The 22,215-nt window shown below is 69.8% G+C and carries 27 protein-coding genes, 1 tRNA gene and 1 pseudogene; 18 read left to right on the top strand and 11 right to left on the bottom strand.

Annotated elements, in window-relative coordinates; translation table 11 throughout:
- Window positions 1-96: 96 nt before the first annotated feature.
- Window positions 97-1,035, top strand: coding sequence for a ferritin-like domain-containing protein (locus LWP59_RS10870; protein ID WP_144645512.1), 939 nt, complete (start codon window positions 97-99; stop codon window positions 1,033-1,035).
- Here the strand turns inward: LWP59_RS10870 and LWP59_RS10865 are convergent.
- Entirely contained in the window at window positions 1,023-1,649 is a 627-nt protein-coding gene (locus tag LWP59_RS10865) for a hypothetical protein (RefSeq protein ID WP_144645514.1), read from the bottom strand. The two genes, LWP59_RS10870 and LWP59_RS10865, sit on opposite strands and share 13 nt — an antisense overlap.
- A 72-nt stretch (window positions 1,650-1,721) precedes the next feature.
- The gene (locus LWP59_RS10860; protein WP_144645516.1) at window positions 1,722-2,741 is read right to left on the bottom strand and encodes an aminotransferase class V-fold PLP-dependent enzyme; all 1,020 of its coding nucleotides are present in this window, start codon (window positions 2,739-2,741) and stop codon (window positions 1,722-1,724) included.
- Window positions 2,742-2,870: 129 nt separating this feature from the next.
- On the opposite strand from LWP59_RS10860, the gene LWP59_RS10855 reads away from it, so the two are divergent.
- Complete coding sequence (locus LWP59_RS10855; protein WP_186383614.1) at window positions 2,871-3,629, top strand: rhomboid-like protein; 759 nt, start codon at window positions 2,871-2,873, stop codon at window positions 3,627-3,629.
- A gap of 11 nt (window positions 3,630-3,640) precedes the next feature.
- A complete protein-coding gene (locus LWP59_RS10850) occupies window positions 3,641-4,423 on the top strand; it encodes a tyrosine-protein phosphatase (protein ID WP_144645518.1) in 783 nt (260 codons plus the stop codon).
- Between the two features lie 89 nt (window positions 4,424-4,512).
- Here the strand turns inward: LWP59_RS10850 and LWP59_RS10845 are convergent, their stop codons facing one another.
- The 3 genes from LWP59_RS10845 to cysD are packed head-to-tail and all read right to left on the bottom strand — an operon-like array spanning window position 4,513 to window position 7,751.
- Window positions 4,513-5,013, bottom strand: a complete 501-nt coding sequence (locus LWP59_RS10845) for a pyridoxamine 5'-phosphate oxidase family protein (RefSeq protein ID WP_144645520.1) — start codon at window positions 5,011-5,013, stop codon at window positions 4,513-4,515.
- Between the two features lie 4 nt (window positions 5,014-5,017).
- Entirely contained in the window at window positions 5,018-6,838 is a 1,821-nt protein-coding gene (gene cysC, locus LWP59_RS10840; RefSeq protein WP_144645522.1) for an adenylyl-sulfate kinase, read from the bottom strand.
- A gap of 1 nt (window position 6,839) precedes the next feature.
- Complete coding sequence (cysD, locus tag LWP59_RS10835; protein WP_144645524.1) at window positions 6,840-7,751, bottom strand: sulfate adenylyltransferase subunit CysD; 912 nt, start codon at window positions 7,749-7,751, stop codon at window positions 6,840-6,842.
- A 58-nt stretch (window positions 7,752-7,809) separates the two neighbouring features.
- On the opposite strand from cysD, the gene LWP59_RS10830 reads away from it, so the two are divergent.
- The 4 genes from LWP59_RS10830 to LWP59_RS10815 are packed head-to-tail and all read left to right on the top strand — an operon-like array spanning window position 7,810 to window position 11,382.
- Complete coding sequence (locus LWP59_RS10830) at window positions 7,810-8,295, top strand: nuclear transport factor 2 family protein (protein ID WP_144645526.1); 486 nt, start codon at window positions 7,810-7,812, stop codon at window positions 8,293-8,295.
- A complete protein-coding gene (locus LWP59_RS10825) occupies window positions 8,295-9,458 on the top strand; it encodes a hypothetical protein (protein WP_144645528.1) in 1,164 nt (387 codons plus the stop codon). Before LWP59_RS10830 ends, LWP59_RS10825 begins: the two co-directional genes overlap by 1 nt.
- The gene (locus LWP59_RS10820) at window positions 9,458-10,234 is read left to right on the top strand and encodes an SDR family oxidoreductase (RefSeq protein ID WP_144645530.1); all 777 of its coding nucleotides are present in this window, start codon (window positions 9,458-9,460) and stop codon (window positions 10,232-10,234) included. Before LWP59_RS10825 ends, LWP59_RS10820 begins: the two co-directional genes overlap by 1 nt.
- Window positions 10,231-11,382: a sulfotransferase family protein gene (locus LWP59_RS10815; protein WP_144645532.1), complete on the top strand. Its 1,152-nt coding sequence runs from the start codon at window positions 10,231-10,233 to the stop codon at window positions 11,380-11,382. Before LWP59_RS10820 ends, LWP59_RS10815 begins: the two co-directional genes overlap by 4 nt.
- A gap of 29 nt (window positions 11,383-11,411) precedes the next feature.
- On the opposite strand, the gene LWP59_RS10810 is transcribed toward LWP59_RS10815, so the two are convergent.
- Window positions 11,412-12,431 (bottom strand): asparaginase, encoded by a 1,020-nt coding sequence (locus tag LWP59_RS10810; RefSeq protein WP_144645534.1) that lies wholly within the window; start codon window positions 12,429-12,431, stop codon window positions 11,412-11,414.
- 66 nt (window positions 12,432-12,497) lie between these two features.
- Between LWP59_RS10810 and LWP59_RS10805 the strand changes: the two genes are divergently transcribed.
- From LWP59_RS10805 to LWP59_RS10780, 6 genes are all read left to right on the top strand, one after another.
- The gene (locus LWP59_RS10805; RefSeq protein WP_222425744.1) at window positions 12,498-12,980 is read left to right on the top strand and encodes a type 1 periplasmic-binding domain-containing protein; all 483 of its coding nucleotides are present in this window, start codon (window positions 12,498-12,500) and stop codon (window positions 12,978-12,980) included.
- A 17-nt stretch (window positions 12,981-12,997) separates the two neighbouring features.
- Window positions 12,998-13,150 carry a hypothetical protein gene (locus LWP59_RS10800; RefSeq protein ID WP_233921989.1) on the top strand — a complete coding sequence of 51 codons (153 nt, stop codon included), beginning with the start codon at window positions 12,998-13,000 and terminating at the stop codon, window positions 13,148-13,150.
- 225 nt (window positions 13,151-13,375) lie between these two features.
- Window positions 13,376-13,449 (top strand) — tRNA-Ile (locus LWP59_RS10795).
- Between the two features lie 105 nt (window positions 13,450-13,554).
- Window positions 13,555-13,776 carry a hypothetical protein gene (locus tag LWP59_RS10790; RefSeq protein WP_186383615.1) on the top strand — a complete coding sequence of 74 codons (222 nt, stop codon included), beginning with the start codon at window positions 13,555-13,557 and terminating at the stop codon, window positions 13,774-13,776.
- Between the two features lie 27 nt (window positions 13,777-13,803).
- A complete protein-coding gene (locus LWP59_RS10785) occupies window positions 13,804-14,094 on the top strand; it encodes a transposase (protein ID WP_233921988.1) in 291 nt (96 codons plus the stop codon).
- The gene (locus LWP59_RS10780) at window positions 14,094-14,960 is read left to right on the top strand and encodes an IS3 family transposase (RefSeq protein WP_326489616.1); all 867 of its coding nucleotides are present in this window, start codon (window positions 14,094-14,096) and stop codon (window positions 14,958-14,960) included. The genes LWP59_RS10785 and LWP59_RS10780 overlap by 1 nt, the downstream gene beginning before the upstream one ends.
- A 474-nt stretch (window positions 14,961-15,434) precedes the next feature.
- On the opposite strand, the gene LWP59_RS10775 is transcribed toward LWP59_RS10780, so the two are convergent.
- On the bottom strand, window positions 15,435-15,875 hold the full coding sequence (locus tag LWP59_RS10775) for an RHS repeat domain-containing protein (protein ID WP_144645768.1): 441 nt from the start codon (window positions 15,873-15,875) through the stop codon (window positions 15,435-15,437).
- Between LWP59_RS10775 and LWP59_RS10770 the strand changes: the two are divergent.
- The 3 genes and pseudogenes from LWP59_RS10770 to LWP59_RS10760 form a co-directional block, all read left to right on the top strand.
- Window positions 15,862-16,344: pseudogene (locus LWP59_RS10770) on the top strand (IS30 family transposase); the annotation flags it as partial. The gene LWP59_RS10775 and the pseudogene LWP59_RS10770 sit on opposite strands and share 14 nt — an antisense overlap.
- Window positions 16,345-16,363: 19 nt before the next feature.
- Window positions 16,364-16,654, top strand: a complete 291-nt coding sequence (locus LWP59_RS10765; RefSeq protein ID WP_186383628.1) for an integrase core domain-containing protein — start codon at window positions 16,364-16,366, stop codon at window positions 16,652-16,654.
- Window positions 16,655-16,824: 170 nt separating this feature from the next.
- Window positions 16,825-17,181, top strand: a complete 357-nt coding sequence (locus tag LWP59_RS10760; protein ID WP_144645772.1) for a hypothetical protein — start codon at window positions 16,825-16,827, stop codon at window positions 17,179-17,181.
- Window positions 17,182-17,219: 38 nt separating this feature from the next.
- Here LWP59_RS10760 and LWP59_RS10755 read toward each other — a convergent pair whose 3' ends face one another.
- Complete coding sequence (locus LWP59_RS10755; protein ID WP_186383629.1) at window positions 17,220-17,849, bottom strand: DUF1707 SHOCT-like domain-containing protein; 630 nt, start codon at window positions 17,847-17,849, stop codon at window positions 17,220-17,222.
- A gap of 259 nt (window positions 17,850-18,108) precedes the next feature.
- On the opposite strand from LWP59_RS10755, the gene LWP59_RS10750 reads away from it, so the two are divergent.
- Entirely contained in the window at window positions 18,109-19,305 is a 1,197-nt protein-coding gene (locus LWP59_RS10750; protein WP_186383630.1) for a cytochrome P450, read from the top strand.
- 12 nt (window positions 19,306-19,317) lie between these two features.
- Here the strand turns inward: LWP59_RS10750 and LWP59_RS10745 are convergent, their stop codons facing one another.
- From LWP59_RS10745 to LWP59_RS10735, 3 genes are all read right to left on the bottom strand, one after another.
- Entirely contained in the window at window positions 19,318-19,587 is a 270-nt protein-coding gene (locus tag LWP59_RS10745) for a chorismate mutase (RefSeq protein ID WP_144645777.1), read from the bottom strand.
- Window positions 19,587-20,585: a hypothetical protein gene (locus tag LWP59_RS10740; protein ID WP_144645779.1), complete on the bottom strand. Its 999-nt coding sequence runs from the start codon at window positions 20,583-20,585 to the stop codon at window positions 19,587-19,589. Before LWP59_RS10740 ends, LWP59_RS10745 begins: the two co-directional genes overlap by 1 nt.
- A gap of 83 nt (window positions 20,586-20,668) precedes the next feature.
- Window positions 20,669-21,760 (bottom strand): alpha-hydroxy acid oxidase, encoded by a 1,092-nt coding sequence (locus LWP59_RS10735; RefSeq protein WP_144645781.1) that lies wholly within the window; start codon window positions 21,758-21,760, stop codon window positions 20,669-20,671.
- 262 nt (window positions 21,761-22,022) lie between these two features.
- Between LWP59_RS10735 and LWP59_RS10730 the strand changes: the two genes are divergently transcribed.
- The gene (locus LWP59_RS10730) at window positions 22,023-22,196 is read left to right on the top strand and encodes a hypothetical protein (RefSeq protein WP_186383631.1); all 174 of its coding nucleotides are present in this window, start codon (window positions 22,023-22,025) and stop codon (window positions 22,194-22,196) included.
- Window positions 22,197-22,215 lie beyond the last annotated feature (19 nt).

Below are 22,215 nucleotides of genomic sequence, written 5' to 3'. Positions count from 1 at the left end.
CTCTCCTGTTAGGTCCGATGTCGATGGGGGTTCAGCTTAACTTGTCGGCCCCCGGCACCGCCCGTGGTCGGGACGGCCCTGGCAGGATGGCGCCACGTGAGCCCCCGTACCCGCCGCGACATCCTGCGGCTGAGCGCGCTGGCGGCGGTCGCCGTCCCCCTCGCCGCCTGCAGAACCGGCTACTCCGCAGACCCCGATCCACTCACCCTGCTCGCGGAGCAGGCGACGGCCGACGCGGCCGCGGCGAACGCACTGGCCTCGGGATCGTCCACAGAGGCCGGTCTGGCGCGTCAGGTCGCGGCGGCCCGCACGGAGCACGCGCGGGCGCTGCAGGCGGAGGTGGACCGGCTCAACCGGCCGAAGGCGGCCGTCCAGGTGGTGAACCCGGCGGGCAACGGGCTCGCCGGGCTCAAGCAGCGACTGGCGACCGCGCGCGAGCAGGCGGAGAAGCTGGTGCCCGGCCTCGAGCGGTACCGGGCCGGCCTGGTGGCCGCGGTCGCCGCCGGGTGCGCCGGGCTGCAGCAGCTGGACGACAAGCTCGGCCCGGGCACCGATCCCGGCCCGGTCGTGCCGAGCGCGTCCGTCGTGCCCGAGGAATCGGTCGCCCCCTTGCAGAAGGCACTGGACGCCGAGCACGCCGCGGTGTGGGTGTACGGCCTCGTGAGCGCTTTCCTGCCGTCGAACTACGTGGCGGGCGTGACGGACGGGTCCCGCGAGCACCAGGACCGCCGGGACGCGTGCGTGCGCATGCTCGACGCCGCGGGAGCGACGCCGGACGGCCCCGAACCCGCCTACATCACGCCGAAGCCGGTCACGGACGGGGTGTCGGCGAAGAGCGTCGTCGCGACCGCGGAGTCCGACGCCGCGGCGGCGTGGGCGGGCGTGCTCGACGGCACCGACGACAAGGCGCTGCGGGCGGTGGCGCTGACCGCGCTGCTGGGCTCGGCCCGCCGCGGCACCCGGTGGCGCCAGGCCGCGGGCGAGTCCCCCGCGGTGATCGCGCTGATCGGGATGACGGGCACTCAGCCGAACTGAGCCGACAGGTCGAGAGCCTCGGCGTTGACGCGGCTCAGGGTCGCCTTGTCGGCATGGCCGTCGAAGAACGCCGACAGCACGATCGTCACCCGGTTGGCGTTCGCGCGGGAGGAGTAGGCGCCGTCCGCGAGCTTCGGCGCCCCGGAGATCTTCGCGGTCCCGTCGCGGACGAGGTCGCTGACGTTGCCGGTGCCGTCACGGTCGGCCAGCGCCTTGAGCTGCTGCGCCTCGTCCGCGGTCGGCATCGTCACGAGCGCGACCGACACGAGCGCCGTCGAGCCGCCCGCGGTCGTGGTGTACAGCGCGCGGGACAGCGCCTGGCACTGGTGCGTGCCGAACCACTTCTTCACCTCGTCGGTGGACTTGCTCGCGCAGTCGGTGGACGCGACCGGGCCCTCGGCCGCGGTGAAGGCGAACTCCTTCGCCGGCGGCTGCGCGACCGCCGTGTCACCCGCGTCGTGCCGGACGAGCCACCAGACGAGCCCGGCCACCACGGCGACCGCCACCAGGCCCAGGGCCTTGAGCAGCGGTCCGCCGCTCCGGCCGGGGGCTGCCGGGATCCGGGGCAGGGGCGCGGTGTCGCCTCGCGCAGGCGGGTATTGCGGTGCAACCACGAGGGGACACCGTACTGGACCGTTCACCCTGCCGGGGCACGAAGCGGGCCAATGTCACTGGCAGTGTTCGCGTTATCGCCCCACGGCGTGCAGCACCCGCTCGACGTCGGCCTCGGTGTTGTACAGGTGGAAGCCGACCCGGGCCTTGCCGGCGCGGGCGCTCGCGACCACGCCGGCCTGCCGCAGCCGGTCGGCGTCCGCGTCGAACGAGACGATCGCGCTGTTGCCTTCCGGCAGCCCGAGCCCGGCTCGCAAGGCGCCGGCGAGCTTCACGCAGTGCGCCTGCACGGCCGAGAGGTCCAGCGAAGCCAGGTACGGCAGCACAGCGGCGGCCCCCACCTGCGCGAACCACACGGGTGACAGGTCGTACCGGCGGGTGCCCGCGGCCAGCCGCAGCGGCAGCCCGTACAGCGACTGCCACGGGTCCTCCCCCGCGTACCAGCCCGCGCCGACCGGAACCCCGCGCTCGAGTGCCCGCGGATGCACCGCCAGCCACGCGGTGCCGCGCGGGGCCAGCAGCCACTTGTACCCCGCGGCGACGACCCAGTCCGCCCAGTCGAGCCGCAGCGGCAGCCAGCCCGCCGCCTGGGTCGCGTCGAGCACGACCGGCACGTTCGCGGCCTCGCTCGCCGCGCGAAGGGCGTCCAGGTCGAGCACGGCGCCGTCGGCGGACTGCACCACGCTCACCGCCACGAGGTCGTGCCCCGCCACCGCGTCGGGCAGCTCCGCCGGCGGTACCTCGGTCACGGTCACGCCCGGCCGGGCGGCGAACGGGAAGGTGACGCTGGTGAACTCGCCCGCGGCCACGAGCACCTTGGCGCCCTCGGGCAGCCCTGCCGCGACCGCGCCCAGCAGCTGCGAGACCGCCGCACCTATGGCGACCCGGTCCGCGGGCACCCCGATCAGGTCCGCGAAGCCCTGCCGCGAGACCGTGACGGCCTCCTCGAAGTCCGACGGCAGGACCTCGGCCCGGCCCCACCGGCCGACCGTCGCGGCGACCTCGTCGGCGGCCTGGACCGGCGGCACGCCGATGGCCGGGGTGTTGAGGTATCCGTCCCGGATGTCGAACTCGGTCCCGAAAGCAGTGCGCATCTCCCCACCTTGCCCGAGCCCCGGCGAGCGGTTCACGCGAATTTGCCGCACAGTGAAAAGGTGCTTCTTCTCAGCCGACTCACAGCCGGCCGACGGCCGGCTTTCAGGGTCGCCCCGCACACTGGCGGGGTGCCCGAGGACATCATGACCACGGCGAGCCGCCCCCCGTGGAGCACCCGTGCGGCAGTGCTGCTGCCCAGCCCGTTGGCGACGCCGTTCACGTTCTGGTACCTCGCCGTGCTGCTGGCGACCACGATCCTGCAGCGGGTGGTCGGCGAGTCGGTGTCGGCGAAGCTGCTCGCCAGGGCCAGCACGGACGCCCACAACCTGTGGCACCGGCCGGTGATGAGCCTGATCAGCAGCGCGCTCTGGATCGAGAACTCCGGCTGGCTGGTCTACGTGCTGATCTTCGCGCTCGCGGTGGCTCCGCTGGAGCGCCGGGTCGGCGCGGGCTGGGCGTTCGCGGTGTTCGCCAGCGGGCACATGCTCGCGACGCTGGCGACCGAGCTGCCGGTGATGATCGCGCTGCGGCACGGCTGGTTGCCCGCGGCCGACGGGCACTGGCTCGACATCGGCGTGAGCTACGGCTTCTTCGCGACCGCCGGGGCGATGGTGCCGGTGCTCGCCAAGCGCCTCCGGCTCGCCGCGGCAGGCGTCATCGAGCTCGTCATCGTGGTGATCTACCTCACCGACGACCCCGGTTCGCTGCTGTCGGTGGTGACTGTCGCGGGGCACGCGATCGCCGCCCATATCGGGATGCTGGGCTGGTGGCCGTGGTTGCGGCGGCGCGGACTGGTCGGCACGCTGCGCTTCACGCGGCACCGGAAGCCGGCGCCGGAAGATCAGGTTCGCCCGGACGCTCCCTTGGCCCGTACGGCGGCGCCATAGACGATGGGGGCATGGGATGGCTTGAACTCGAAGGGGCGGCGAACGCCCGTGACGTGGGCGGGCTGCCCACGTCGGACGGACGGACGATCGCCGAGCGCGCGCTGCTGCGTGCGGACAACCTGCAGGGGCTGACCCCCACCGACGTCAAGCTCCTCGTCGATGACCTCGGCCTGCGCACGGTCGTCGACCTGCGCAGCACTCGCGAGGTCGAGGCCGAAGGCCCCGGGCCGCTGCGCGCGGTGGACACGGTGCGCCACGTGCACCTGTCGGTGCTGCCCGAGCGCGGCGAGATGACCGACGCCGCCGCGGACGCCTTGTTCACGCGGCGGGAGAAGGCGCTCGCGCGCTACCCGGCCGACCCGATGTGCGCGCTGTACCTGGGCTACCTGGAGGACCGGCCGGAGAACGTGGTCGGCGCGCTGCGCACGATCGCCGACTCGCCGAGCGCGGTGCTGGTGCACTGCGCGGCGGGCAAGGACCGCACGGGCGTGGTGGCGGCGTTGTCGCTGACGGCCGTGGGCGTGCGGCGCGAGGCCGTGGTGGCGGACTACGCGGCCAGCGGCACCCGCATCGAGGGCATCATGGCGCGGTTGCGGGCCTCGCCCACCTACGCGCCCGACCTGGAGAAGCGCGGCGGCGGCAACGACACGCACCGCTCCCGCGAGGAGACGATGGACACGTTCCTCACCCAGGTCGACAAGCGCTACGGCGGCGTCCTGGCGTGGCTCGACAACCACGGCTTCGGTGCCGCCGACACAGCCCGGCTCCGCGCGAAGCTGGTGGCGCCGGCCTGATCCCGCCTCCGCGAAGGGGCTCACAGCTCTTCTCGCGTCGAGCACGCGAGTGAACGACTTCGACGACGGGCGGATGGGCCAGCTGCTGCCTAGGACAGGAACGCCGCCGTCGAACCGGCGAGCGGTACCGGGTCCAGGCCGAGCTTCCGGTGGTCCCACGAGCGGGTCCGCCTCGGTTCGACGCGGACCGCCACGCGCTTGTTCATCATCGCGTCCACCAGCGGCTTCAGCTCGTCGTTGTACGGCCCGTGGTAGCGCTCCCACACGCTGACCCCGACGCGGAACACCTCGTCCGGGTCGTCGCTGATCACCGCCCGGCCCTCGATGGACACCCCGCGCAGCTGGTCGTAGGTCCGCCCGTCCTCGACGAGCACCGTGATCCGGTCGTCGCGGCGGAGGTTGACGACCTTCTGCGACTTGACCTTCGTCTCGAACCAGATCTCGCCGTCCAGCACCGCGTACCACATCGCGACCAGGTGCGGGATGCCCTCCGGGCCGATCGTGGCCATCGTCGCGGTGCGGCTGCGCGCCACGAAACCTTCGATCTCGTCGTCGCTCATGCGGATCTGCGCCCGCTGGTTCACGCCCATCACGTCACCGGTCCAGGAAGGTCAGGATGGCCGACGCCATCGTCGCGGGGTCGCCGTCGCCGGGGCGCAGGACGAGCTCGGGCGCGACCGGCGCCTCGTACGGGTCGTCGATCCCGGTGAACCCGCGGATCTCCCCGGCGCGCGCCCGCGCGTACATCCCCTTGGGGTCGCGTGCCTCGCACACCGCCAGTGGTGTGTCCACGAAGACCTCCACAAAGGACAGTCCGGCGTCGGAGTGCGCGGCACGGGCACGGGCCCGGTCCGCGCGATAGGGACTGATCAACGACACTATCGCCACGATCCCGGCGTCGGCAAACAGTTGCGCGACCGCCGTGACGCGGCGCACGTTCTCCGCGCGGTCGGCCGCGCCGAACCCGAGGTCGGCGTTGAGCCCGTGCCGCAGGTTGTCCCCGTCCAGCAGGTACGCGGGCCGCCCGGCGGCCACGAGCAGGCGCTCCAGCTCGGCCGCGACGGTCGACTTCCCCGACGCCGACAGCCCGGTGAACCACACCGTGAGACCCCGCGTCGGGCGCTCGTCCCGGGTGACGGTCGCGGCGTGCCAGACCACCCGGGTCGCCGGGCCGGTGATCATCCCGGCGGCGACGGTGTCGTTGGTGGCGTCGTCGACGAGGATGAAGCTGCCGGTCGCGCGGTTGCGCCGGTACGGGTCGAACAGCACCGGCTGCCGGGTGCGCAGCTGGACGCGGCCGATCTCGTTGAGCGCCAGCCCGGAAGCGCTCTCATCCCGGTGCAGGGTGTTGACGTCGAGCCGGTACTCCAGCGAGCGGACCTCGGCGGTGATGGCGCGGGTGGTGTGGCGCAGGGTGTAGGTGGCGCCGGGGGCCAGCGCCGAGCGGTGGGCGAACCAGCACACCATGGCGTCGAGGTCCTGGCCGCTGTGCGGGCGGTTGCCCGGCCGGCAGATCAGGTCGCCGCGGGCGACGTCGAGCTCGTCGGCCAGCTCGACGGTCACCGCCTGCGGGGCGAACGCCTCCGTCACCTCCTTGCCGCCGGGCCCCCAGATCGCCCGGACCGCCGAGCGCAACCCGGACGGCAGCACCAGGACCTCGTCGCCGGGCTTGAACACCCCTCCCGACACCGTGCCGGCGTAGCCGCGGAAGTCGCGCCCGTGGTCGCGGATCACGTACTGCACCGGAAAGCGCGCGTCGATGAGGTTGCGGTCGGAGGCGACGTGCACCTCCTCCAGGTGGTGCAGCAGCGGTGCGCCCTCGTACCACGGCATGCTCGCGCTGCGGTGCACGACGTTGTCCCCATGCAGCGCCGAGACCGGCACGAACGCCAGGTCCGGCACGTCGAGCTTCATCGCGAACCGCCGGAAGTCCTCGCGGATCTCCGCGAACCGCTCCTGCGACCAGCCGACGAGGTCCATCTTGTTGACGCACAGCACCAGGTGCGGGATGCCCAGCAGGCCGGCCAGGAAGGCGTGCCGCCGTGACTGTTCGAGCACGCCCTTGCGGGCGTCGACGAGCACCAGGGCGAGGTCGGCGGTGGACGCGCCGGTGACCATGTTCCGCGTGTACTGGATGTGGCCCGGGGTGTCGGCGATGATGAACTTCCGCCGCGGGGTGGCGAAATAGCGGTGTGCGACATCGATGGTGATGCCCTGTTCCCGTTCCGCGCGCAGCCCGTCGGTGAGCAGGGCGAGGTTCGGATACTCCTCGCCGCGGTCGCGGCTGGCCCGTTCCACCGCCGCCAATTGGTCGGTGAAAAGCGTTTTGGAATCGAAGAGCAGACGGCCGATGAGCGTGGACTTCCCGTCGTCGACACTGCCCGCCGTGGCGAGCCGGAGCAGCTCCTGGGCCATTTCAGAAATAGCCTTCCTTCTTGCGGTCTTCCATTCCCGCCTCGGAGACCCGGTCGTCGGCACGGGTCCCGCCGCGTTCGGTGACACGGGTGGCGGCGGTCTCAGCGACCACCTCGGCCGGGGTCGCGGCCGTGGACTCGACGCAGCCGGTGCAGGTCGCGTCGCCGACGGTGCGGAAACGAACCGTTGCCTCGTAAGGGTGTTCGCCGTCGAGCAGGGCCAGGTGCCGGGTGTGGGCGAGCAGCATCCCGTCCCGCTGGACGACCTGACGGCGGTGCGCGTAGTAGAGCGGCGGCAGTGCTATCTCCTCGGCCGCGATGTAGGACCAGATGTCCAGCTCTGTCCAGTTCGACAACGGGAACACCCGGATGTGCTCCCCTTTCCGGTGCCGCCCGTTGTAGAGGTTCCACACTTCGGGTCGCTGGTTGCGCGGATCCCACTGCCCGAACTCGTCCCGGAAACTGAACACCCGTTCCTTCGCCCGCGCCTTTTCCTCGTCACGCCGCGCGCCGCCGAAAACGGCGTCGAAAGCGCTTTCCCGGATCACCCGCAGCAGCGTGACGGTCTGCAACCTGTTGCGGGAGGCACGCGGGCCGGACTCCTCGGCGACCCGGCCTGCGTCGATGTCGTCCTGCACCCGGCCGACCACCAGCCGGAGTCCGAGCTGCCGCACCGTGCGGTCGCGGAACTCGAGCACCTCGTCGAAGTTGTGTCCGGTGTCCACATGCGACACCGGGAACGGCGGCGGTGCGGGCCAGAACGCCTTGCGGGCAAGGTGCAGCATCACCACCGAGTCCTTGCCGCCGGAGAACAGCAGCACCGGGTGTTCGAACGTCGCGGCCACCTCGCGGAACACGTGCACCGACTCCGCCTCGAGCGCGTCGAGGTGGGACAGCTCGTACGTGCTGGTCATCCCGAAAAATTAGAACACGTTCTTGCTTTTGGTCAATCCCCGTAGCATGCTTGGCGGCATGGACCTCGTCGCGTTGGAAGAGATCAAACGCGTGAAGCACCGGTATCTGCGCTGCGTGGACCTGAAGCTGTGGGACGACGTCGCGGACACCTTCGCGCCGGAGGCCACCGCGAGCTACGGCACACCGACCTACGGCGAGCCGATCGCGCTCACCGGACGCGCCGCCATCACTGCGTTCCTGCGCGAGAAACTGGGCGGAAACATCATCACCACGCACTTCGCGGTGCAACCGGAGATCGAGATCGACGGCGACACCGCGAGCGGGACCTGGCCGTTCGAGGACACGGTGATCGCCACCGAGCACCAGGTCGTGATCAAGGGCGCGGCGGTGTACGAGGACCGCTACCGCCGCTGCGAGGACGGCCGCTGGCGCATCACGCACACCGGGTACACCCGCACGTACGAGTTCGTGCTTCCGCTCAAGGACCTGCCGAACCTGCGGTTCACCGCGAACCGCTGGGCCGATCACGAGAACGCGTTCTAATGCTGACCGAGCAGTTCGCGGCGGCGCTCGCCGAGGCCGAGAAGATCATCACCGACGCCCCGCACGTGCAGAGCGAGCAGGACCTCGTCGAGGGCTACGACTACCTGGCCGGCAGCATCCGGGCGTCGCTGCAGATGGCCTGGGCCTACGAGCGCGACTTCCCGTTCTTCGTCGAGTCCACCGGCCCGCACACGAAGATGGGGCTCGACAACCCCGACACGCTGTACTTCCACTCATACCTGCGGGACGACGCCGAGTACGTCGTCACCGGCACCCGGGGCACCACGCGCGACCTGAGCTTCCAGGTCCTGAGCGGCGACTACTCCCCCGTCGACGTGCCCGACAGCCTCACCGCCTTCGACGACCGGAAGATCGAGATCGCCGGCGACGGCAGCTACGAGATCCGCTTCGGGCCGGGCAAGGCCGGGCCCGGCTACTTCACGCTCGGCCCCGGGTCGGCGATGCTCGTGGTGCGCGAGGTCTACAGCGACTGGGCACGCGAGCGGCGCGGGACGATCCGGATCCGCCGCGCGGACCGGGCCGGACAGGCGCCGCCGCCGCTCACCCGGGACGTGCTGGCGAAGCGGTACGGGGTCGCGGGCAAGATCCTGCTGTCCCGGCTGCGGACCTTCCTGGCCTTCCCCAAGTGGTTCTACCTCGAGCTGCCGGTGAACACGATGACCGAGCCGCGCACCACCCCGGGTGGGCTGAGCACCCAGTTCTCCTCCGCCGGGCACTACGAGCTCGAGGACGACGAGGCCATGGTCGTCACCGTGCCGAAGTCGGACGCGCCCTACCAGGGCATCCAGCTGGGCAGCATGTGGTACATCTCCCTCGACTACCTCAACCATCAGACGAGCCTCACCGCGGACCAGGCACGCGTGGACCCCGACGGCAGGATCCGGTTCGTGATCAGCGAACGCGACCCCGGCGTCGCGAACTGGCTCGAACGCACCGGGCACCGCCGCGGGTACGTCCAGATCCGCTGGCAACGGCTCTCCCGCGACCTCACCCCGGCCGACGGTCCCGAGGTCGAGGTGATCAAAGTGGACGATCTCCCCAGCCGGCTTCCCTGCTACGACAACGCGAAGATCTCACCCGACGAATTCGCCGCCCGGATCGCGGCCCGCCAGGCCGCCGTCGCGACGAGGATGCCCGGCTGATGCTGTTGCGGGACAAGGTCGTCGTGGTGTCCGGGATCGGCTCCGGCCTCGGCCGGGCCATCGCCGTGCAGTGTGCCCGCGCGGGTGCGGACGTCGTGCTGGCCGCGCGTACCGAGACCCGGCTCACCGAGGTCGCCAAGGAGATCGCGGAGCTGGGCCGCCGGGCCGTCGCCGTCCCCACCGACGTGACCGACGAGGAGGCCGCCGCCGCGCTGGTTTCCTCCACAATGGACTCTTTCGGCCGGGTGGACGCCTTGGTGAACAACGCGTTCGCGATGCCGCCGATCACCGACCTGGCCGAAGTGGACCTCGACGCGGTCCGCGCGTCGTTCGAGACCAACGTGTACGCGGCGCTCCGGTTGACCAGGTTGTTCGCGCCGGGGCTGGAGCAGACCCGCGGTTCGGCGGTGATGATCAACTCTGCGGTGCTGCGGCATTCGCGGCGTGGTTTCGGGCCGTACAAGATGACCAAGGCGAGCCTGCTGGCGGTCGCGCAGTCGCTGGCCACCGAGCTGGGACCGCGCGGGATCCGGGTCAACTCGGTCGCCCCCGGCTACATCTGGGGCGACAACCTGAAGTTCTACTTCGCCTACCTCGCCCAGCAGCGCGGCATCGCGGCGGAGCAGGTGTACGAAGAAACCGCAGCGACCGTCGACCTGCGCAAGCTGCCCGAGCCGGCCGAGATCGCCGACGCCGTGGTGTTCCTGGTCTCGGACCTGGCGCGCGCGATCACCGGACACTGCCTGGACGTCAACGGCGGGGAGTACCACTCATGACGCGGGAGAACGTCGGCACCGTCGAGGATCTGCACGAGTCGGCGACGCGGTTCACCGGCCTGGACGACTTCGGCACGGACGACTACCGCGAAGGGCTCGCGGTGCTGCTGGAGTCCTACGAACGCGACGCGCGACTGACGCCGTTCGGCCACCGGGTCAAGCGCGCCTTCCTGCGCGGCGCGCTGATCGCCCGGCTGCTGAGCGAGGCGTCGTGGAAGCAGCATCCGGAGCACGCGGACGTACCGATCGAGCGCCCGGTCTTCGTGACGGGACTCCCCCGCACGGGCACCACGGCATTGCACCGGTTGCTGACCGCGGATCCCGCGCACCAGGGTCTCGAGGTGTGGCTCACCGAGGTGCCGCAGCCGCGGCCGCCGCGCTCGACCTGGCCGGAGAACCCGGTTTTCCAGCGGATCCAGGCGGGCTACGAGCAGCACCATGTCGAGCATCCGGAGTTCCTTGGGGCGCACGAGTCGTCGGCCGACCAGGTCGAGGAGTGCTGGCAGCTGCTGCGGCAGTCGGCGAAGTCGGTGTCCTACGAGTGCCTCGCCCACCTGCCGATGTACTCGGTGTGGTTGAGCCGCCAGGACTGGACGGACGCCTACACGCGGCACCGGCGCAACCTGCAGCTGATCGGCTTGCCGGACAAGGACCGTCGGTGGGTGCTCAAGAACCCGAGCCACCTGTTCGCGCTGGACGCGTTGCTGGCGGTCTACCCGGACGCGCTGGTGATCCAGACGCACCGGGCGCCGCGGACCATCATCGCTTCGGTGTGCAGCCTCAACGAGCAGGCGGCGGGCGAGTGGTCGACGGCGTTCCGCGGCGCGACCGTCGGACAGGATCAGCTGGAGTTGTGGGCCCGCGGCGCGGAGACGTTCCTCGACGCACGGCCCCGCCATGACGCGAGCCAGTTCTACGACGTCTACTACGAGGACTTCGTCGGCGACCCGCTCGCCACGGTTGAAGCGATTTACCAGCACTTCGGGCTGCCGCTGTCCGACGAGGCCCGTTCGGCGATGTCGGCGCTCCACCGTGGGAGCGCTTCCAGGCCCGGGCACCGGTACGTTCTGGAGGACTTCGGGTTGACCGCCGACCAGGTCGACGACCGCTTCTCGCGCTACCTGGAGGCGCACTCCCGCGCGACGTGACGCCTTGACGACTCGACGGTTCGGGCCCGTCAGTTCTCCCTTGCGAGAGACACGGGCATCCGGGCGCCGAACGGGTTTTCGGCGTGCCGGGCCAGCTCCTGGGCGGCGCGCACCGGGTCGTGGTGGCGGGCCAGCAGGGCGGTCAGCAGGATCCGGGCTTGGGACGGGCGGAGCAGCCCGGTGGGGATCGCACCCGCCTCGATGAGGTCCACGCCGCCGCCGTTGCCGTAGAGACCCGCGACGGGCCCGGCGTGCACACGGGTGGACAGGGCGACGACGACGCCGGCCGCGGTGAGCCGGGCGACCGCGTCACGGATCTCGGGGTTGCCGTTGCCGGCGCCGGTGGCTTCGAGCACGACACCGGCGGCACCGGCCGCGACGACGGCGTCGAGCGCGACGGTGTCCACGCCCGGGTACAGCGCCACGATGTCGACGCGCACGTCGAGATCGGTCAGCTCCACATGCGGGAGCGGGGCAGGCGCGGCGGTGAAGATGAGCGCCCCCTCCCGGACCTGCCCGATGGGGCCGCCGTCCGGGCTGGAGAACGCCGCCGTGGCAAGGGTTTGCGTCTTGCGCGTGCCACGGGCGGGGAACACCGCGCCGTCGAAGGTGATGAGCACGCCACGGTTGCGCGCGCGTTCGTCGGCGGCGACGGTGATGGCGTCCGCGAGGTTGCGCGGGCCATCGGTGTCCGCCGCGTCGGCGGGTCGTTGCGCGCCGGTGAAGACCACCGGGCGCGGGTCCTGGTGCACGAGGTCGGCCAGGAAGGCGGTTTCTTCCATCGTGTCGGTGCCGTGCGTGACGACCACGCCGAGCACCTCGTCGTCGGCAAGCGTTTCGCGGATCGCGCCGGCGATGTCGGCCATGTCCGCAGGGGTGAGCAGATAACTGCCGACGCGCAAGACGTCGCGCCCCTCGACCGGCACCGCGACGTCGAACGGCAGTCGCCCGACCAGCGTGTTCACCCCGTCATTGGCGACGCTCGCGCCCCGCCCGTTCTGACGCGAAGCGATCGTTCCGCCCGTCGACAACACCACGACCCTGCCCACCAAACTACCTCCTCTGAGTGACCGGTGCGGTCACTGTCGGCTGGCCAAACGTTTGGGTAAAACGTTTTGGGTAGCGTAACGCGCTGTTACGACCGGGAAGGTCCCTGCACACCGGGTGCCGCGTCGGGGGCGACGGTCGAACGGATCCGCAAGCTGGCCGACGAGCTCGGCTTCCTGGCGACGATCTACGAAGGGATCGAGGAGGCGGCGCCCGAGCACGGCCTGTCCACGTTCGTCACGAACACCCGTGACGTGCCGGAGGTGCAGCGGGCGCGGACCGAGATGATGCTCGGCAGGCGCGTGGACGACCTGATCTTCGGCGACGCGGGGTTCCTGTCCGGCATCGCCGCGCGGTGCCGTTCGTGCTGGTCAGCCACCCCCTTCGAGGCCCCCGGCGGCCGGCTCGGGGCGGAGAAGCTGCTCGCCGAGACCCCGCTCCCGTCGGCGATCTTCGCCGCGATCGGCGCCGCGCGACCACGGCCTGCGAATCGGGCACGACCTCGCGGTGGTCGGCTTCAACGACACACCGCTGGCGGCCGATCCCGGTGACCACAATCCGCTCCCCCATGCGCGAGATGGGCTATCGGGGCCTGTCGCTGCTGGTGCGCCGCATCGCGGGCGAGGAGGTCCCGTCCGAGCACCTGCCGCCGGCGCTGATGGTGCGCGGTTCGAGTACGGGTAGTCCTCCCGCCGGTTCGTTGTCGGTCGGGCAGCCCTGACGGCGGCGCCACCCCCGGCCGGCGGTGGCTGCCCCACGTCGCGGCCTGGCCGTCGCTGCCCACGTCCCGGCCGGGCGGTGCCTGCCCGCGTTCGGGCCTGGTTCCCACCGGGCCCGCCGGACGCTTGTCGGTTGGTTGGCGTGCCCGTCGTTCATGCTGCCGTCGTCGGTGGGGTATGTTGTCGGACAACTTGAAACGGCCGGGGTGGCACCGCCCTGTGCCCTGGGGCCGGTAGCTCAGTTGGTTAGAGCAGGGGACTCATAATCCCTTGGCCGCGGGTTCGAGCCCCGCCCGGCCCACCTGCTGTGACCAGGCTTTTCGGTGACTTTCAAGATCAGCTCTGCGCCTGTTGTCCATGGCTCTGTCCATTGACAGCTTCCAAACGCGCAGCTCAAGCTCGGATCATGAGCCAGTCGACGAGCGACACCGAGGGCCGCAAGCGCGGGAACATCCGCCAGCGCGGCAACTCGTTGCAGGTGCGCGCGTATGCCGGGGTCGACCCTGTGACCGGCAAGCCGAGCTATCTTGCAGAGACCGTCAAGGGCACCGACCGCGCCGCGAGGAAGCGCGCCGAAAAGCTCATGACTGAGCTTGTCCCCGCAGCTCGGACACCGGCCTTGAGGTGACCTTGGGTCACCAGGAAGGATGTCCCGGTGCCTGCACCACACCCGCCTGAGTTTCGTCGTCGTGCCGTCGAGTTGGCCCGTCAGGGCTCCAAACCGGTCGCTGAGCTGGCCACAGAGCTGGGGATCAGCGAATCGTGCCTGAGGAATTGGATGGCCCAGGCCGATACTGATGCGAACGGCTCAGCGAGTCGTTTGACGAGCGCGGAGAAGAAAGAACTGGCCGAGCTGCGGAAGAAAACCCGTCAGCTTGAGATGGAAAATGAGATCCTCAAGCGCGCGGCCGCCTATTTCTCGCGGGAGAACGTTCTCCCAAAGTAATCTACCCGCTGGTCCGTGAGCTCGCCGCTGACGGTGTCGACGTCGCGGTGGCCTGCCGGGTACTGAAGGTGTCACGGTCGGGCTATTACGACTGGCACGACCGGCCGCCCTCACCCAGGGAGCAGGATAACGAATTGCTACTCAAACACATCCAAGCCATTCACGTCGAATCCCGTGGCACCTACGGGTGGCCCCGCGTGCACGCGGAACTCGTGCTCGGCATGGGCGTGAACGTCAACCACAAGCGGGTGGCGCGACTCATGCGCGAGGCCGGCATCCAGGGCCTCTACCGGCGCCGGAACCGGGGCTGCACCATCCGCAACCCCGCGGAGGAGCCCGCCGAAGACCTGGTCAACCGCAAGTTCACCGCCGAGGGCCCGAACCGCCTATGGCTCACCGACATTACCGAACATCCCACGAAGGAAGGGAAACTGTACTGCGCCGCCGTCATGGACGCCTATTCACGGCGCATCATCGGCTGGTCCATCCACAATCACATGCGCACTGAACTGGTGATCGACGCACTCGGCATGGCCACCCTCCGCCGTAAACCCGAATCCGGCAACACTATCCTGCATTCCGACCATGGATCGCAATTCACGGCCTGGGCATTCGGGCAACGACTCCGTGCCGCCGGAATCCTGCCCTCCATGGGCAGCGCGGGCGATTGCTACGACAACTCCATGATGGAATCCTTCTGGGGCACACTCCAACTCGAAGTGCTCGACACGAAAACGTGGGAAACTCGTGACGAGCTTGCCAACGCGATCTTCGAATGGATAGAATGCTGGTACAACCCGGAACGGCGACACTCCCGCATCGGAATGCTCAGCCCGGCCGAGTTTGAGGCCACTAACCCCGAGTAACCGTCACCACACCACGATCGCTGACGCCACACCCAACGTGTCCGGCGAACGGGGACAAGCTCAGTTTGAGTTTGGCGCAGTCCCCTGGCGTCGTAGGTCCAGGATTCCCAGAACGGTGTCGTGCCGCCGATGGTGTCGGTCGTGGGGGCCGCGGCGCAGTTGTCGGTGGCGCTCCAGGCCTGGGCGAGCCGGTCGAGGGCGTCGTAGTTGTAGCACTGGGTTTGGGTGGGGCCACCGGTAGCGCCTTGGATGTCGGTGCTGCGGGTGGTGTTGCCGAAGGCGTCGTAGGTGTAGCTGGTGTTGTCGACTTGAGGGGTGCCGACGGCGGCGGAGTAGTTGACGTTGGTCAGCCGGCGGGTTTGCGGGTCGTGGTCGTAGGTCAGCGACGAGCCCAGACCCACGTCGCCGAGGTTGTACTGGGCCGGTTCGTTGAAGGGGGTGTAGGTGGCATTGCCGACGATCTGGTTGTAGCCCTCAAGCTGGTCGGGGTTGCCGAGGTCGTCGTAGAGGGTGGAGACCCATTCCCCGGGCAGACCGCCGCCGGGAGCGGGCAGGGTGTCGACCAGCCGTCCGGTGTCGCTCCATTCGTAGTTGGTCGCGTGGTTGCCGGACAGCCCGGTTTCCGAGGCCGGGGAGTTGGACGGTGTAGTTGGTGGGGTTGCCCTGCCCGTCGTAGCCGCCGTAGCCGACGAGGTAGTTGCCTTGGGGGGTGTAGCGGGTGGACGAGGTGAGTTTGCCTTTTTGGACCGTGTCATAGACCCAGGAGGCGAGCTTGGTGCCGGTGGTGGAGCCGGAGTATTCGGCGGTTTTGCGGCCGAGGTTGTCGTAGGTGTAGGCCAGCGTCTGACCACGGGCGTCGGTGGAGCTGGTTAGTTGCCCGGCCAGATCGTAGGTGTAGGTGGTGGTCGAACGCAAGAGTCGCTCGACCCTGCTGGTGCATCTGCCGCGCCTGAAAGGCTACGGCGAAATACCACCGGTCAAGAACGGCCCGGCACTCGGCGGATACGGCGCGGCCGCGATGAACGCCGCACTGACGTCCTCAATGACCAAGCTTCCCGAGCAGCTCCGCAAGACGCTCACCTGGGACCGCGGCAAAGAGCTCTCCGGCCACGCCCAGTTCACGCTCGAGACGGGCACGAAGGTGTTCTTCGCGGATCCCCACTCGCCCTGGCAACGCCCGACGAACGAGAACACCAATGGGCTGCTGCGCCAGTACTTCCCCAAAGGCACAGACCTCTCGCGATGGTCCGCCGAGGACCTCGAAGCAGTCGCTCTCGCGCTCAACAACCGGCCCCGCAAGAACCTCGACTGGAAGACCCCAGCCGAAGTGTTCGACGAACAACTACGCTCACTCCAACAACCCAGTGTTGCAACGACCAGTTGAACCCAGGCAATACACATCGGTGGCTTTCACCGAATCCCTGGCACTGCAAGGACTCTCGGCATCCATCGGGTCGGTGGGCGACGCCTACGACAACGCCCTGGCCGAGTCCATCATCGGACTGTTCAAAACCGAGGTCGTCAACCGGCACGGACCGTTCAAGACTCTCGCCGACGTCGAATATGCCCTGATGGAATGGGTCGACTGGTACAACAACGCCCGTCTGCATTCCCGGCTGGACTACCTGACGCCAGTCGAGTACGAAAGCGCCTACTACGCTCAACACCAGCCACGCCGGCCGGCGCTGGTCTGACACCGAAGCCGGTCCCTTACCCATGACGGTTCACTGTTCCCTACGGCCCGACAATGCCTGTTCTGCGGGCCCTTTGGTCTGAGGAGGGAGCACGTGATGCCCGGCTGGTTGCCCAACGTGCTGCCCCAGCAAGCGATACCGCAGCCAAGACCAGGCGACGACAGGGCAACGTGTACTTCGCGACGCTCAGGCACATCTTCAAGGTCACCCCGGATTGTGTCGCCGACATCGCGGCCGGCATCGCCGCGATCCAGGGCGAGCGGATCGCCAAGTCAACCGGGTGCGCAGGGGACGGCTGGCCGGCCCTGCTGGCCGACATCTTTCCCGGCCAAATCCACGCTCGACGCGCAGGGGAACAACTACCTTCAGGCCTGCAACGTAATCCGCAAGACCACGGCCGGCTGAACCAGAAAGCGAGAGGTTCATTTCGGGATGGCGCTCTCCTTCTTGCCGCGAGCATGCTGCTGCGCCGGGCTCGACGGTTCGGCAGCCGGACGGCTGCTTTCTCGGCGGCGCAGACACGGTGACCACGTCGGCCAGCCGTCGGTTGCGGGCCCGATGTCGATCACCAGCCCACGCGACGGTTCCTCCGGGCGGCGTCGCGGTCTCGCCGCGCGGCCGCTCGATCCCGCCGGGCGGCATCGCGGTCATGGCGTTGCGCATCGCGGTCATGGCGGCCGCGGTCCGAGCCGCTGTAGAAGTACCCCATGCCCCACTGGGCGGGGTCGCCCCAGTCCCGCGGGTCCTGCCCCGGGAAGTCCATCCAGTTCTCCATACTCGCCGACCTCCTCACCCAGCCCGCACCGCCGCCCCACAGCGCGGTGAGAGCAACCGGAACAACGAAAACCAGCCACATCCAGTACTGGCCGAAGACACCGACTACGGTCGCCGCGAGCCAGCTCAGTGGCACCAGCGCGGCCAGGGAACGCCGGAGGCCGCCGCCCGCCCGCCGGGGTGGCGCGGCCTGCGCCGGAGGCTCTTCCTCGCCGGCCAGCTTCGGCCTCGGTTCCGGCAGGTCGTCGAACACGGCGAGCAGCTCCCGCCGGGTCTTCGCCGACGACACCCGCGCGGTGCGGTCGCCGTACTCGTCGATGTCCACGCGACCCGCGCTCAGGTGCTCCCCGAGCGCCGTCATCGCGGCCTCCCGGTCAGCGTCCCCGACCCGGAGACCGGACGACCCGAAATCGTTCACCATCCCACTCCAGTCACCTTCGCCCCACTCCATGGTCAAAGGTTGACGCGCGTCGGGGTCAAGCCGGCGGATCCGCGATTTGACCTTTACCCGCGTCAACCCTTGACCATCGTCTTGGCGGGAAGACTCCCTGACGCGACGGGAACCCCGAGTCGCCCCAATCTGCCCACAAACCGTTGTGGCACAAGGAACTCACAGGTTTCGAAACCCGTGGAACGTGGGCACACAACCAGCGGCGGACGACGAGATGAGGAGCGGACCCATGAGCGGATTCCAGCCGGGTGACGAGAATGCCACTGCCGAGGATGTCCTCGACTGGCTGGCGAAGATGCGGGTGAACGAGCCCGTCCACGTCGACGACCAGGACGTGTGGCACCTGTTCCGCTACGACGACGTGCGCGCGGCCCTGTTCGACCGGAAGACCTTCGCCTCCGACACCAACCGGTTCGTGCCGAGCAATCCGGAGTTCGAGCGCTTCTCCACCGGCAACATCCTGAACATGGACAACCCGAAGCACAGCGAGCTGCGCGGGCTGATCGTGGAGGCGTTCACCCCGCGCCTGATCGAGGGGCTCGCACCGCGGATCACCGAGATCACTGGGGAGCTGCTCGACCGGATTCCGCGCGGCGAACCCACGGACCTGGTCGACGCGCTGACGTACCCGCTGCCGGTGATGGTGATCGCGGAGCTGCTCGGCATCCCGGTCTCGGACCGGGGGTTGTTCCGGCGGTGGGCGGACGCCCTGCTGGGCAACCGGAACACCGACGCCACCGTCGTGCCGGAGGAGGAGGCGATCGAGTCGCTGGCGAACCCGTTGCACGAGATGGGCGAGTACCTGCGCGAGCACGTGCGCCGCAGGCGCGGGCGCGAGACCGACGACCTGATCGGCAAGCTGGTGGGCGCCGACGTGCGGGGCAGGCGCCTCAGCGACGACGAGATCACCGGTTTCGCCGGCAGCCTGCTCATCGCCGGGCACATCACCACCACCGCCGCGCTGGGCAACGCGTTGTGCTGCTTCGACCGGGTTCCCGAGGCGGCGCAGCAGATCCGCGAGGACATCGGCCTGCTGCCGAACGCGATCGAGGAGGTGCTGCGGTTCCGGCCCCCGTTCATCCGGGTGATCAGGATGACCACCACCGACACCGAGGTCGCGGGCACCACGATCCCGGCGGACAGGCTGCTGATCCCGTGGCTGGCGGCCGCCAACCACGATCCGGACCGGTTCGACGACCCCGGCCGGTTCGACATCCACCGCGACGCCAACGGGCACGTCTCCTTCGGCTACGGCATCCACTTCTGCGTCGGCTCGCGGCTGGCGCGCCTGGAAGCCCACCTGGTGCTGCGCATGCTGTTCGAACGCTACCGCTCGATCACCATCGACCGGGGTTCGGCGATCGAGTTCCACAACCCGTGGTCCACCAACGCCGTGCGGAAGCTGCCCGTCCTGCTGGCGGACTGACCCGGGGAACGGTCAGGGACGGCCGAGGTGCCCGCGACCGAGCCGCAGCAGTATGTCCGCGAGCTCGTTGCCCTCCTTCCCGAGGGACTGGCTGTAGCGCGCGAAAATCTCCAGCTCTCGCTTGTGGACGACCCGCGGCCCGCCCGCTTCGCGCCGGGCGCGGCCGACGCGGCGGGACACCTCGGTGCGGCGCAGGATCAGGCGCACGATCTCGCTGTCGAGTGCGTCGATCTCCCGGCGCGCCGCACCGAGATCGAGCCCGGACTTCGCTTCGACAGCCATCAGGCTGCCCTTTCCGCGATCCAGGTCACCATGATCTCGTGGTCCTTGTCGAAGCACTGGACGACCTTGTACCCCAGCGAGGCGAAGGCGTCGAGGTACTCCTCGTGCCGCCACACCCGCACGCCCGTCAGCTCGTGGTAGATCTCGAAGGTCGGGGCGAACCACGGCTGGTCATGCCAGCGCGCGCCGTCGGAAAGCACCACGTCGCCGATGACCAACCGGCGCAGGCTGGGAAACCACTCCTGCCACGCGCCGAGGACCTTGTCGATACCACCGCTTTCGGTCGCCAGCTGGTGCATGAGGTTGAACGACGTCGCGGTGGTGACGTCACGGCGGATCCCGTCGTCCAGCCAGGCGGGCAGGCCCTCGCCCGGCTGGACGGAGCCGACGCGCAGCCGCACCCGGTCGGCGAAACCGAGGCCTGCCAGCCGCTGCTGAGCGGCCTCGATCACGCCCGCCTCGATGTCGATGCCCACGAGCTTTTCGCTGAGCCCGAACTCGCCGATGATCTGCAGCCTGCCGCCGTCGGCGCAGCCCAGGTCGACAGTGCTGCCCGGGTGGACGTCCCCGGCGATGCGGACGGCGATCGCCTGCAGCGTCTCCGGGTGGCGCCGGGCGATGTCGGTGCAGCCCCGGGCCACGGCGTGGGGGTCGGTCCGTGCCGGAATCATGTCGCCGGTGGTGGCGGCGACGCCGACCTGCTGGAAGGTCGGCGTCCAGCCCCGGGTGGCGACCCGGACGAACCCGCGGTTGTAGGCGATCTCGTAGCCCTCGCCGGTCAGCCGGTAGCCCTCCGTGCCGGGCTCCAGCCAGCCGAGCCGCTCCAGCGCCTTGCTCAGTGCGCGCTGCAGGCCGGTGGTGGGCACGATGTCCTCGCCGCGGTAGAGCTGCTGCTGCCACCAGCCGAGGTCATCCGCCGCGACGGCCAGGTGCGCCGCGGTCTGCCCTTCGATCAGGTCGCCGAGTTTGACGGGCTGGCGTGGAACGGTGCTCGTCATGACGGGTGATTTCCTTCCGTTGTGGGGTGGTTGGCCGGCCACGCCGGACGCGTGGCCGGAGAATCGTTGCGAGCCAACGGGTTTCAGCGCACGGCAACCAGTGACGGGTCGAACCCGCGGAGGTCGGCCACGCCCGCGAGGACCATCAGCGTGCGCAGTTCTTCGGTGAGCAGTTCGATCGTGCGGCGCACGCCCTCCTCACCGCCCGCGGCGAGACCGTAAGCGGCGAGCCTGCCGATCACCACGACGTCGGCGCCGAGGGCCAGGGCCAGGAACACGTCGCTGCCGGAGCGCACTCCGCTGTCGAGTGCGACGGGCACGCGCCCGGCGACCGCACGGACGACCTCGGGCAGCGCGTCGAGACTGGCCGGCGCCGGGTCGAGCTGGCGCCCGCCGTGGTTCGACACGACGACCGCGGACGCGCCCGCCTCGACCGCGCGCCCGGCGGCCTCCGCGGTCAGCACGCCCTTGGCGATCCACGGCATTCCGCAGCGCCGGGTCGCCTCGGCCAGCCGGGCCCAGTCCCACGTCGGTGCGTCGTGCCGGAACAGCCGTTCGAACATCTCGGCCACGTCTGGGGTGCCGACGTCGAGCAGGTTGCCGCCGAAGAAGGTGAGGTCCGGGTTGAACCGGTTGACCCGGTTGCGGACGCGGAATCCGGCGGTCGGGCAGTCGACGGTGACGCACAACGCGGTGTACCCCGCCGCCCGCACCCGCTCGGCGCCCTGTTCGAAGTGGTCGAACGGGTGCAGCTGCGCGAACCGCGCCGCGGCCGGTGCCGTCTTCGCCAGCTGTTCGTAGGAATAGGTGCCCGCCTCCGGCACTATCGAGGCGGTTCCGCACAGTTCGTTCGCGCGCGCCACGGCGAGGTGGCCGTCCGGGTGGAACAGCGCGTCGCCGCCGAACGGGGCGGTCAGCAGCGGCACCGCCAGCGGAACACCGAGGAACGTGGTCGTGGTGTCCGGGGTGCTCACCCCGCTCATCGGCCGCGGCCGGATGACCCGGCGCTCGAACGCCGCGAGGTTCGCGCGCAACGTGGTCTCCCGGCCGGCGCCGCCCTCGAGGAAGTCCAGCACGTCCCGGGGCAGCGTGCGGGCCGCCGAGTCCCGGATCTCCTCGAGCGCGGCGAACGCGACGTCCTGCGGGTACATCGAACGCGTTGCGGATGTGGTCATCGAACCTCCTGCACGACAGGTGCCGAACCGGCGCGAACTGGTGCCCCGGTGCTTCCGCCTGTCCGGCGGAACCGGTTGTGGGAAAAGGAACGTTTCGGCGGGAAAACCCCTCCCGTGTCGCGCTCGCTCATCACACCACACCCCCTTCGGCGAAACCAGGGAAAACGACGCTTGACCCTGACCCGGGGTGAAACTCCTACCGTGGACGGGCACGGAACGAATTCAGCCCGGAAACGGCTTGCGGCCTAAGGGAGATCCCGTAATGGCACGGCGGAGAACCATCGTGACCACCAGCATGTCGATGCTCGTCCTGGTGCTGCTGCTGGGAAACAGCGCGGGGCAGCAGCACAAGCCGGGAGCAGCCGCGGTCACGGTCGCCCTGGTGGTGCTGGTCGCGTTCGTGGCCGTCGGCCGGTGGAAACGCGGTCAGCACTGAATGGGACTCCCCTGTTTTC

The organism is Amycolatopsis acidiphila (genome assembly GCF_021391495.1).
Classification (GTDB): domain Bacteria; phylum Actinomycetota; class Actinomycetes; order Mycobacteriales; family Pseudonocardiaceae; genus Amycolatopsis_E; species Amycolatopsis_E acidiphila.
This window is presented reverse-complemented; position numbering and strand designations above follow the sequence as displayed.

Excerpts from the sequence above, each read along its gene's own strand:
- LWP59_RS10825 (WP_144645528.1), top strand. The coding sequence starts at position 8,295 with ATGCTGACCGAGCAGTTCGCGGCGGCGCTCGCCGAGGCCGAGAAGATC.
- cysD (WP_144645524.1), bottom strand. The coding sequence starts at position 7,751 with ATGACCAGCACGTACGAGCTGTCCCACCTCGACGCGCTCGAGGCGGAG.
- LWP59_RS10745 (WP_144645777.1), bottom strand. The coding sequence starts at position 19,587 with ATGGCTGTCGAAGCGAAGTCCGGGCTCGATCTCGGTGCGGCGCGCCGG.
- LWP59_RS10845 (WP_144645520.1), bottom strand. The coding sequence starts at position 5,013 with ATGGGCGTGAACCAGCGGGCGCAGATCCGCATGAGCGACGACGAGATC.
- LWP59_RS10735 (WP_144645781.1), bottom strand. The coding sequence starts at position 21,760 with ATGACCACATCCGCAACGCGTTCGATGTACCCGCAGGACGTCGCGTTC.
- LWP59_RS10820 (WP_144645530.1), top strand. The coding sequence starts at position 9,458 with ATGCTGTTGCGGGACAAGGTCGTCGTGGTGTCCGGGATCGGCTCCGGC.
- LWP59_RS10750 (WP_186383630.1), top strand. The coding sequence starts at position 18,109 with ATGAGCGGATTCCAGCCGGGTGACGAGAATGCCACTGCCGAGGATGTC.
- LWP59_RS10800 (WP_233921989.1), top strand. The coding sequence starts at position 12,998 with ATGCGCGAGATGGGCTATCGGGGCCTGTCGCTGCTGGTGCGCCGCATC.
- LWP59_RS10850 (WP_144645518.1), top strand. The coding sequence starts at position 3,641 with ATGGGATGGCTTGAACTCGAAGGGGCGGCGAACGCCCGTGACGTGGGC.
- LWP59_RS10755 (WP_186383629.1), bottom strand. The coding sequence starts at position 17,849 with ATGGTGAACGATTTCGGGTCGTCCGGTCTCCGGGTCGGGGACGCTGAC.
- LWP59_RS10790 (WP_186383615.1), top strand. The coding sequence starts at position 13,555 with ATGAGCCAGTCGACGAGCGACACCGAGGGCCGCAAGCGCGGGAACATC.
- LWP59_RS10740 (WP_144645779.1), bottom strand. The coding sequence starts at position 20,585 with ATGACGAGCACCGTTCCACGCCAGCCCGTCAAACTCGGCGACCTGATC.
- LWP59_RS10815 (WP_144645532.1), top strand. The coding sequence starts at position 10,231 with ATGACGCGGGAGAACGTCGGCACCGTCGAGGATCTGCACGAGTCGGCG.
- LWP59_RS10830 (WP_144645526.1), top strand. The coding sequence starts at position 7,810 with ATGGACCTCGTCGCGTTGGAAGAGATCAAACGCGTGAAGCACCGGTAT.
- cysC (WP_144645522.1), bottom strand. The coding sequence starts at position 6,838 with ATGGCCCAGGAGCTGCTCCGGCTCGCCACGGCGGGCAGTGTCGACGAC.
- LWP59_RS10730 (WP_186383631.1), top strand. The coding sequence starts at position 22,023 with ATGGCACGGCGGAGAACCATCGTGACCACCAGCATGTCGATGCTCGTC.
- LWP59_RS10860 (WP_144645516.1), bottom strand. The coding sequence starts at position 2,741 with ATGCGCACTGCTTTCGGGACCGAGTTCGACATCCGGGACGGATACCTC.